Here is a 7448-nt window from a genome sequence, read left to right as displayed (position 1 = left end):
GGACCTCCGATCGGTGGCTCAGCGGAAAATATCCGGCAAATGAGTGGTTCTACCGATATTCTTCCACTTATGGAGGATGCTGTCGACCGCCGGATCATTGCCGAAATCTCCCGCGACGCCCGGGCTACTCTGGCCCAGCTCTCGGAAGCCGTCGGACTGTCGAGCTCTGCTGTGCAGTCCCGGCTGCGCCGACTGGAATCGCGCGGGGTGATCACCGGCTATCGACCTCTGCTCGATGCGGAGGCGCTGGGCAAACCGCTGTCGGCGTTCATCCAGATCACCCCGCTCGACCCCGGCCAACCAGACAACGCCCCAGAGCTGTTGGAGCGCTTCCAGGAGATCGAGGCGTGCCATTCGATCGCCGGAGACGCCAGTTACATGCTGTTCGTGCGGGTCGCTTCGCCGCGTGCGCTGGAGCAATTGGTGAACGAGGTGCGGCTGGCGGCGAACGTCCGCACTCACACCACCGTCGTGCTCCAGACCTATTACGAGAACAGGCCGATCGCCGTGGACGAGGCGGAGTAGTTCAGAGCGCCGCTCCCACCATCGCCTCCCCGAGCGGAGTGCGCAGGTGCAGCATTCGTGCCCCGTCGCGTTCGCTCGTGATGAGTCCGGCGTCACGCAGCACCGTCAGGTGATGGGATGCCGTGGACACGGCGATCCCGCCGTCACGGGCGACCTGAGATGTGGTGCGCGCGGCACTCGCCCCGAGCAGGATCTCGGCGCGCGCGGGCCCGACCAGTGCTCCGAGGGCCTCCGCCGTCTCGGCGGCGTCTCGTGCCCAGACGGCGGTGACTCCGCGCGCCGGGTAGAACAGCGTTGGCTGCGCCGGCGGCTCGGTGAGCGCCATGCAGCCCCAGGACGACATCACTGACGGTACGAGCACGAGGCCGCTGCCGCGGCAGTCCACCTGTTCGCTGTGCTTGCGGAGCCGCACGCGCACGGCTCCCTCACCCCAGCTGACGTTCGGGTGCAGATCGTCGGCCATCTCCCCGATGCCGGAGGAGGCGATCGTACGCGAGCGGACGGCGATGTCGGCACGCAGCAAGCGGTCAAGCTGCGGCCACACCGGCGCGAGCGCCGCATCCCACACGTCCTGCCAGGCATCGGCGATCGTCGCCCGTGCCCGCGTGGGGCGCTCCTGCATCTCGCGCAGCGCGCGCTGACGTGAGCCGGTCGAGCGCAGCACCATCTTCCCCAAGTCGACCCGCATCGGATCGAGTGCTGCGCTCCGCAATGCGTCGAGCTCGGCCTCCGGAGTCATGTCCCAGCTGGGTGTCGCAGTCAGGAAGTCCGGAAGATAACCGTCGTCACCGATCACTGCGGAGAGCAGATCGAAGCTCTCGCGCGGGAGGTGATCGCGCACCGCGCGCAGCCAGCCCCATTGTAGCGGGTGCTGTTCCGGCCGCAGGAGAACGCGCACGGCGTGCGCGAGCTCATGCCCCGGCGAGACTCCGAAGCGCACCGCCTGGATGTCACCGGGGCTCAGCTCGAACTCGACCCGATGATCCGGGTGCTCCACGCCCTCGACCGGACGATCGACCGCGATGTTTCGATCCACATCGAAACTCTAGGACGATGAGGCCACGCTGTCGAGACTGGACGCATGACCACCGCATCCATTTCAGAAGGCGTCGTTGCCGCAGGTGACATCCGCATCGGAACCGGCCGCTCGCGCCGTTTCGAGGGCAGCGAGCACGGCGCGGATGTCTCCTACTTCTACGTCGAGAACCAGCCAGGCGAGGGGCCCGGCGTCGGCGACGGCGTGCTCCGCATCCTCGGCATCCACGCCTCACCCGTCATCATCCAGACATTCCTCGACTGATCGCCCACAGAGGAGAACCATGTCGTTCCAGGCTTATCTCGACGCAGCAGAGACCAAGACCGGGCTCAGCCCGCGCCAGCTCATCGACCTCGCACACGGAAAGGGCTTCGACGAGACGACCAAGGCCGGCCCGATCCTCGAGTGGTTGAAGGCCGACTACGACCTCGGGCGCGGGCACGGCATGGCGATCGTGCACGTGATCACGAAGGGTCCGCAGATCAGTGCGAAGCACGTCGATTCCGGCGGCACGCACGCGGATCCCAGCGACATGCTGTGGCTCGACGGCAAAGCCAATAACCCCGCCCTCTGAACAACCAGCAAGGAGAAGAGCATGACCGTACGCGCAGATCTGAACGTCTCACTCGACGGGATCGCATCACCGTCCGACCAGTCGACCGAGAATCCGATGGGCGCGGATTGGCCCCGTCTCGTCGAGGAGTACACCGCGACCCGCACCTTCCGCAGCCGCGTGCTGGGTGAGACCAGCGGGGAGGGCACGACCGGTATGGACGATGACTACGGTCGAGCGTACTTCGACGAGGTCGGCGCCGAGATCATGGGGGCCGCGATGTTCGGACTGCACGCGCACCCTGATGACCCCGACTGGCGGGGATGGTGGGGCGAGAACCCGCCCTTCCACGTGCCGGTGTTCGTGCTCACACACACGCCACGACCATCGCTCGAGATGGCCGGCGGAACCACCTTCCACTTCATCGAAGCGGCGCCGGAAGACGCCCTGGCACGTGCGGTCGAGGTGGCAGATGGCAGGGACGTGCGCATCGGCGGTGGCGTTGACGTGGTGCAGCAGTTTCTGCGGGCCGGGCTGATCGACCGTCTCCATCTCGCTATCGTTCCCGTCGTCTTCGAGCGCGGTCGGCGCATCTGGGATGGTCTGCGCGGTATCGAGAACGACTACGACATGAGCACGGAAGTCTCAGAGAGCGGCGTGATCCACATCACCTTCACGCGGCGCTGAGCGCAGGACGTGATCGGTTCGCCGACTAAGATTCCCAGCGTGGCAGCATCCTCGAAGCGCAGCAGAGCGACAACGAAGCGGAACACGACCCGCACCAGCGGAAACCCGGCGAAGCGACCGATCGTCGAGGCGGCGCCGATCACGGCCGGCGACTGGATCGGCGCTGCACGTCTGCGCACTCTGCCGCTCGCCGTCGCGCCCGTTATCGTCGGCACCGGCGCCGCGCAGCTTATCGATCCCGAACTGCACTGGGTCATCGCGCTGGCGTGTCTCGCCGTCGCGGTACTGCTGCAGATCGGTGTGAATTTCACCAACGACTACAGTGACGGCATTCGCGGCACCGATGCACAGCGGGTCGGGCCCGCCCGTCTCACGGCATCCGGGCAGGTGAACCCGCGCACCGTGCTCATCATCGGTCTGTCGTTCTTCGCGCTCGCCGCGCTCGTCGGACTCGCGATCGTGATCCGCACCGGGCAGTGGTGGATGCTGGCGGTCGGCGCCGTCTGCATCATCGCCGCCTGGTTCTACACCGGCGGCAAGCGCCCTTACGGTTACCTCGGTCTCGGCGAGGTGTTCGTCTTCGTCTTCTTCGGGCTGGTCGCGACCCTCGGCACGACGTGGGTGCAGGCGTTCCAGCTCCCACAGGAAGCGTGGCTCGGCGCAGTCGCGATGGGACTGTTCGCCTGCGCCGTGCTGCTCGCCAACAATCTCCGCGACATCGACCAGGACCGAGAGGTCGGCAAGCGCACGCTCACGGTCATGATCGGCCGACGGGCGACTCAGGCGATCTACACGCTGTTCATCGTGGTGCCGTTCCTCATCGCCGCGTTCATCGCCCTGCTGTACCCGATCGCCTGGCTCGGAATGTTGGCTCTGCTCGCCGGTATCCCGGCGATCCTCATCGTCTGGACGTACCGACTGCCGAAGGAGCTCGTCGTCGCTCTCGGGCTCACATCACTCACGGCGCTCGCCTACGCGGGGGCGCTGTACTGGGCGTTCGTCGGCTGAGAGCCCCGCAGTCAGCTCTCGCGCGGCGGCTGGGTGTCAGCGGCATCGGCGTCGAGCGCCGCATCTTCGGCGTCGGAATCCAGCGCCGCGTCCGTCTTCTGGCGGGTCGCGCCGCTCGCCTCACGCCGCTGGTAGAGGTCGGTGGACGCACCGGAGAGCGGCTTGCGCAGGAAGAGCACCGACAGGCTGACGCCGATGAGTGCCGCGAAGATGGCCGTCAGCCACCAGTACTCGCGCATGATGGGAAAGAAGAACCACATGATCGCCAGGGGCACGAGGAACGCCAGCAGCCGCAGCACGGAGTAGACGAGAATCGGCGGCACCTTCATCCCTCCAGTGTAGGTCGCCACGAAACCTCCGGACATTCTTGGTCGCAATGCGAGATCTTTCGCAGGGATGCTGGCACGAATCGTCACAGCCGGGTAACGTCGGTGCCATCGCGGCGATCCGGGTGGCCCCGGGCTTCAGTTCATACCTGATGGTGTTGCGGGTTCGACTCCCGCCGTCGCGTCCAAGAGCAGTGGTCGGCGTGGTTGCGTGACGCTCCCAGTCCGGTCATCGGATATCCCGCCTAGACTGGAACCGTGGCGAGAGTACTGATCGTCGGGGGTTTCCTAGCCCTCGTCTTCTGGGTGTTCAGCATCGTCGACTGCGCAGTGCAGCCGGCGACGCGGCACCGCGGTGTGCCCAAGGGGGCGTGGATCGCAATCGTCGTCCTCATGCCCGTGCTCGGAGGCATCCTCTGGTTCGTGATCGGCCGGCGCCGGCGCAGCGACCAGGAGAGCATGCGTTCGGTCGCACCCGACGATGACCCCGAGTTCCTCCGCACCCTCGGCACGACCGAGCAGGACGAGCGCATCCGCCGCCTGGAGGAGGAGCTCGCCCGCCTCGACGACGAGAGCGACGGCCCCGGCGCCGACTCGCGTTCATGACCTCATCGCCGGCTGCGGATGCCGCGGCATCCCTCCTGGCAGAACTTGTCGGGTCGGGCCTCCGCGACGTCGTGATCTCACCGGGCTCGCGCTCGCAGGCCCTCGCGCTCGCCGCAACGCACCTCGCCCGTCAGGGCATCATCCGCGTGCACGTTCGCATCGACGAGCGCGTCGCCGGGTTCACCGCCCTCGGCCTTGCTCGTGAGACGCGCGTTCCCACCGCGGTGATCTGCACCTCCGGCACGGCCGCGGCGAACCTGCTGCCCGCGACGATGGAGGCTTTCCACGCCGGCGTCCCGCTGCTGCTGCTCACGGCCGACCGGCCTCCGGAGCTGCGCGGCATCGGCGCGAATCAGGCGACGATCCAGCCCGGCATGTTCGCCGCCTTCGTGCGCTGGCAGCACGATGCGCCTGTCCCGGGCGACGGCGACTGGAGCGGCCTGGGCGCGCGAGCGGTCGCCGCGGCGATGGGAGCGGATGCTGCTTCCGCAGCGCTTCCCGGCATCGCCGGCCCGGTGCACCTGAACCTTCCGATGCGCGAACCGCTCTCGAGAGCCCTGCCCAGCGACTACCGGGCGGATATGGGCGAGGCACCGCGACCGGATGCTGGTGACCCGCACCTCCTGGAACGCGGACCCCGAACAGTCGTCGTCGCCGGTGCCGACGCCGGCCCTGCAGCCGAAGAGACCTCCCACGCCGGATCGTGGCCGCTCATCGCTGAGATCGTCAGCGGGTCCCGCTTCGGCCGATACGTCGTGCACGGGTACGGCGAGCATCTGTGCGATGACGCACTCGGCGGGCGCATCGAACGCGTCGTCGTGTTCGGCCACCCGACGCTCAGCCGCGACACCGCAAGCCTTCTGAAGCGTGACGATGTCGAAGTCGTCGCCGTCCGCTCGGGCGGGGAAGAGCTGAATCTCAACGGACGCACGCGTGCCGTGGCATCCGTCGTCGTCGGTCAGGGTGAAGTCGATCGCACCTGGCTCGGCGAGTGGATGCAGGCGTCTGCCGGCTCGATCGTCGACCTCAGCGAGAACGCGCCCGACCAGAGCGGGCTGCATTCCGCCGACCCCGAGGCGCGCCGTGACGCGATGCGCGCCGAGCTCGATGCGGTGCGCCGACCGCTCGACCGCGAGCTGCTCGTCGACGCGGTGTGGCGGGCGACCTGGCCGCACGACCGGCTGATGTTCGGTTCGTCACGGCTCGTCCGCGTCGCCGACGCCGTCCTCGGAGGCAAGAAGGTGCCCGTGCACGCCAACCGCGGTCTCGCCGGAATCGACGGCACGATCGCAACCGCTACCGGCATCGCGATCGCGAGTCAGGCTGAGGGTGCGGCCGGCGTGACCCGCGTGCTGCTCGGTGATCTCGCGTTCCTCCACGACGTCGGATCCCTCCTCCTGCCGCCCGACGAGCAGGCCCCGCGCATCCAGGTCATCGTCGGTAATGACGGGGGTGGAACGATCTTCGACGGGCTCGAGGTCGCAGCATCCGCTCCGCGCGAAGATCTCGACCGCGCCTTCTACACGCCCCATACCGCGAAACTCGAGCAACTTGCGCTCGCCTACGGCTGGGAGTACCAGCGCGTCACCACCCGCCCCGCGCTCGACCAGGCCCTGACCTCTCCCGTGACGACTCCTCAGCTCCTCGAGGTCCCGCTGTCGCGCTGACCCGCTGTGCTCGGGCACGATAGGGGAATGAGCAAACGAGGCTGGACTGGCGAGGCGACCGAACTACTGCGCGTCGGGGAGGGCTTCCAGCTCTCTGACGTCGACACGGGCGGGCAGCCCGGCTACGACGGAGACAAGAAGTCCGGCGGCAAGGATCTCGAGCACGGCATCGAGGCGCTGGATGAACTGCAGGAGCGCCTGTTCGCCGAGAGCCGCCTCGGTGTCACGACCGACGCCGTGCTGCTCGTGCTGCAGGCCATGGACTCGGCGGGCAAGGGCGGCATCGTCCGTCACGTCGTCGGCGGCGTGGACCCGCAGGGCGTGGAGCTTGCCGCGTTCAAGGCGCCGACGGCTGAAGAGCTCGAACACGACTTCCTCTGGCGCGTCGAGAAGCGACTGCCGCAGCCCGGCTACATCGGCGTCTTCGACCGGTCGCACTACGAAGACGTGCTGATCGGCAAGGTGCGCGAGCTGGCATCCGCCGACGAGCTCGAACGGCGGTACGAAGCCATCAATGAGTTCGAGGCTCAGGTCGCGGCATCCGGCACCCGCATCGTGAAGGTGATGCTGCACATCTCTCCGGAAGAGCAGAAGGAGCGGCTCACCGAGCGCCTCGATCGTCCGGACAAGCACTGGAAGTACAACCCCGGTGACGTCGACGAACGGATGCTGTGGCCGCAGTACATGGAGGCGTATCAGGCGGTCTTCGACCGCACCTCCACGGAGCATGCGCCCTGGTACGTGGTTCCCGCCGACCGCAAGTGGTACGCGCGGCTGGCCGTGCAGGAGCTGCTGCTCGCCGTGATGGAGGACATCGACCCGCAGTGGCCCACGGCCGGCTTCGACGTCGAGGCCGAGAAGAAGCGGCTCGCAGCGAGCTGACGGCGGCTTCGACTCGCTACGCTCGCTCACCCCGTTTCGTCTGCGGCGCTCCGCGCCTCCGCTCAACGCCCACCGCGGGTCGTTGAGCGAGCGGAGCGAGACGAAGCGGACTGAGCGAGCCGAAGGCGGGTCGAAGTCAGCTCCTCACATCAGCACCT

General features: G+C 67.6%; 10 protein-coding genes and 1 tRNA gene. 9 read left to right on the top strand and 2 right to left on the bottom strand.

Features of this window, described 5'->3' with window-relative positions:
- Positions 1 to 69 precede the first annotated feature (69 nt).
- Positions 70 to 525 carry an Lrp/AsnC family transcriptional regulator gene (locus ACTICP_RS10680; protein ID WP_441892244.1) on the top strand — a complete coding sequence of 152 codons (456 nt, stop codon included), beginning with the start codon at positions 70 to 72 and terminating at the stop codon, positions 523 to 525.
- Position 526: 1 nt separating this feature from the next.
- Here the strand turns inward: ACTICP_RS10680 and ACTICP_RS10675 are convergent, their stop codons facing one another.
- Positions 527 to 1561 carry a DUF5937 family protein gene (locus ACTICP_RS10675; RefSeq protein WP_441892196.1) on the bottom strand — a complete coding sequence of 345 codons (1035 nt, stop codon included), beginning with the start codon at positions 1559 to 1561 and terminating at the stop codon, positions 527 to 529.
- 45 nt (positions 1562 to 1606) lie between these two features.
- Between ACTICP_RS10675 and ACTICP_RS10670 the strand changes: the two genes are divergently transcribed.
- From ACTICP_RS10670 to ACTICP_RS10655, 4 genes are read left to right on the top strand one after another with little or no spacing between them, the layout of a single operon-like run.
- The gene (locus ACTICP_RS10670; protein ID WP_441892194.1) at positions 1607 to 1825 is read left to right on the top strand and encodes a hypothetical protein; all 219 of its coding nucleotides are present in this window, start codon (positions 1607 to 1609) and stop codon (positions 1823 to 1825) included.
- Between the two features lie 19 nt (positions 1826 to 1844).
- On the top strand, positions 1845 to 2135 hold the full coding sequence (locus tag ACTICP_RS10665; RefSeq protein WP_441892192.1) for a DUF4287 domain-containing protein: 291 nt from the start codon (positions 1845 to 1847) through the stop codon (positions 2133 to 2135).
- Positions 2136 to 2156: 21 nt separating this feature from the next.
- Positions 2157 to 2801 carry a dihydrofolate reductase family protein gene (locus ACTICP_RS10660; RefSeq protein ID WP_441892190.1) on the top strand — a complete coding sequence of 215 codons (645 nt, stop codon included), beginning with the start codon at positions 2157 to 2159 and terminating at the stop codon, positions 2799 to 2801.
- 39 nt (positions 2802 to 2840) lie between these two features.
- A complete protein-coding gene (locus ACTICP_RS10655) occupies positions 2841 to 3809 on the top strand; it encodes a 1,4-dihydroxy-2-naphthoate polyprenyltransferase (protein WP_441892188.1) in 969 nt (322 codons plus the stop codon).
- A gap of 11 nt (positions 3810 to 3820) precedes the next feature.
- Here the strand turns inward: ACTICP_RS10655 and ACTICP_RS10650 are convergent, their stop codons facing one another.
- Positions 3821 to 4138 (bottom strand): DUF4229 domain-containing protein, encoded by a 318-nt coding sequence (locus ACTICP_RS10650; protein WP_441892186.1) that lies wholly within the window; start codon positions 4136 to 4138, stop codon positions 3821 to 3823.
- 109 nt (positions 4139 to 4247) lie between these two features.
- Between ACTICP_RS10650 and ACTICP_RS10645 the strand changes: the two genes are divergently transcribed.
- The 4 genes from ACTICP_RS10645 to ACTICP_RS10630 all read left to right on the top strand — a co-directional run bounded on the left by ACTICP_RS10645 (position 4248) and on the right by ACTICP_RS10630 (position 7290).
- Positions 4248 to 4323: transfer RNA gene (locus ACTICP_RS10645), tRNA-Met, on the top strand.
- Between the two features lie 70 nt (positions 4324 to 4393).
- Positions 4394 to 4741, top strand: coding sequence for a PLD nuclease N-terminal domain-containing protein (locus tag ACTICP_RS10640; RefSeq protein ID WP_441892184.1), 348 nt, complete (start codon positions 4394 to 4396; stop codon positions 4739 to 4741).
- Positions 4738 to 6408: a 2-succinyl-5-enolpyruvyl-6-hydroxy-3-cyclohexene-1-carboxylic-acid synthase gene (gene menD / locus ACTICP_RS10635; protein ID WP_441892182.1), complete on the top strand. Its 1671-nt coding sequence runs from the start codon at positions 4738 to 4740 to the stop codon at positions 6406 to 6408. Before ACTICP_RS10640 ends, menD begins: the two co-directional genes overlap by 4 nt.
- A 27-nt stretch (positions 6409 to 6435) precedes the next feature.
- On the top strand, positions 6436 to 7290 hold the full coding sequence (locus ACTICP_RS10630; RefSeq protein ID WP_441892180.1) for a polyphosphate kinase 2 family protein: 855 nt from the start codon (positions 6436 to 6438) through the stop codon (positions 7288 to 7290).
- Positions 7291 to 7448: the final 158 nt, after the last annotated feature.

Source organism: Microbacterium sp. (assembly GCF_052102115.1).
Taxonomy (GTDB): Bacteria; Actinomycetota; Actinomycetes; order Actinomycetales; family Microbacteriaceae; genus Microbacterium.
This window is presented reverse-complemented; position numbering and strand designations above follow the sequence as displayed.